1 protein-coding gene and 2 pseudogenes are annotated in these 1695 nt (G+C 59.1%); 2 read left to right on the forward strand and 1 reads right to left on the reverse strand.

The features are described from left to right. Window positions 1–63: 63 nt before the first annotated feature. Window positions 64–156 (forward strand): annotated as a pseudogene (locus L0H65_RS19505) (ATP-binding protein); the annotation flags it as partial. Window positions 157–212: 56 nt separating this feature from the next. Here L0H65_RS19505 and L0H65_RS19510 read toward each other — a convergent pair. Then, entirely contained in the window at window positions 213–1427 is a 1215-nt protein-coding gene (locus L0H65_RS19510; protein ID WP_301460844.1) for an IS256 family transposase, read from the reverse strand. 83 nt (window positions 1428–1510) lie between these two features. Between L0H65_RS19510 and L0H65_RS19515 the strand changes: the two are divergent. Further along, a pseudogene (locus L0H65_RS19515) lies at window positions 1511–1695 on the forward strand (IS21 family transposase); the annotation flags it as partial.

Genomic DNA, 1695 nt, shown 5'->3' on the forward strand with positions numbered 1-1695 from the left:
ATGAGGACTGGCATGAGATGAGGTTCCGGGGACGGCAGGTCAGGAGAGGCGGGGCGTCGGGCCAGCTTTGACTTCAAGGCCATGCCTTCGTTGAACAAGATGCTGGTGATGGAGCTGGCACGCTGTGATTACATTACCCGCAACGAGAACATCATCGGGGAGTGTCATGAAGTCTGTGTATCTGGCCCAGCCCATGCGGGTTTCAGATACGGTCACGCATTGAAGCGCTCCTCGAACATTATAGCGAACTGGTTGCGGGCGGCAAACCATTCCCGGACATTGCGACCTCCTTTCTCGAAGTTGCGGATGGCCAGATAAATCAGCTTGGTTGCGGCCTCCTCGGTGGGGAACGAGCCCCGGGTCTTGATCGATTTTCGGATTACCCGGTTCAAACTTTCTATGGCATTGGTGGTATAGATGATCTTGCGAATTGCCGGATCGAAGGCGAAGAACGGGATCACCTCCTGCCACGCGCGCCGCCATGCCGGAGCAATCGAGGCGTATTTCCCGGCCCATTTCTCTTCGAAAGCATCCAGTTCCGCAGCCGCCAGATCGGCTGTGGCGGCCCCGTAAATCCGGCGCAGATCGGCGGCCACGGCCTTGCGGTCCTTCCAGGCGCAGAAGTTCAGGGAGTGGCGCACCAGATGCACGATGCAGGTTTGCACCGCGGCATCGGGAAAGGCGGCCGTGATCGCATCCGGGAAGCCTTTGAGCCCATCCACGACGGCAATCAGGATGTCCTGGAGACCCCGGTTCTTCAGTTCGTTCATCACCGACAGCCAGAATTTGGCACCCTCGTTCTCGGCGATCCAGAGGCCCAGAACCTCGCGGACACCGTCCCGTGAGACGCCCAGGGCCACATAGACGGCCTTGTTCTTGACCATGCGGCTGTCGGCATCGCGAATTTTGACCCGGAGCGCATCGAAAATAACGATAGGATACATTCGGTCCAGCGCTCGGGACTGCCATTCGCGGACCTCGTCCAGCACGGCGTCAGTGACGCGGCTGATCAGATCAGGCGAGACCTGAAGGCCATAAACATCCTCAAGGTGGGCGCGAATGTCGCGAACCGTCAAACCAGCGGCATAGAGCCCGATGATCTTGTCATCCATGCCGTCGATCCGGGTTTGGCCCTTCTTGATCAGTTCGGGCTCGAAGCTGCCGTCCCGGTCACGGGGAACCGAAATCGGCACCTCGCCGTCTTGACCTTTCAGGCGCTTGCTGGCGCTGCCATTACGCCGGTTGGACTGGCCCAATGGCGCATCCTTGCCTTCTTCATAGCCAAGATGCGCGGTCAGCTCAGCCCCGAGCATCCGCTCCATCAACTTGATCTTGAGCTCTTTCAATAGCCCGGCATCGCCAAGCAGATCTTCAGGCCGCTCGCAGCCCTTCAGAAGTTCGTCCAGCAGTTCCTTGGAAATCGTCATCGTCCTTGCTCCTCTCAGGAAGCATGGACCAAAGCACAGTTACACAGAAGATCGGACACTCTCCCTATGACACCGGCGACATGGTGTTTGTTCCACTGCATTACCTGGCGCTGATCGAACGCAAGATCATGTCCTTCGATCAGGCCGCACCTCTGCAGGGCTGGGAGTTGCCCGAAGCGTAACCCTGCGCCGACTGCTGGAAGCCCGGCAGGGAAAGGCCGGCAAGCGCGAGTATGTGCAGGTCCTGCGCCTTCTGGAGCGCTTCGAG

This window comes from Pseudorhodobacter sp. (assembly GCF_030452865.1).
Taxonomy (GTDB): Bacteria; Pseudomonadota; Alphaproteobacteria; order Rhodobacterales; family Rhodobacteraceae; genus Pseudorhodobacter.

Bases quoted from the DNA above. Each gene is read 5' to 3' on its own strand.
- L0H65_RS19510 (WP_301460844.1), bottom strand. From the start codon at position 1,427: ATGACGATTTCCAAGGAACTGCTGGACGAACTTCTGAAGGGCTGCGAG.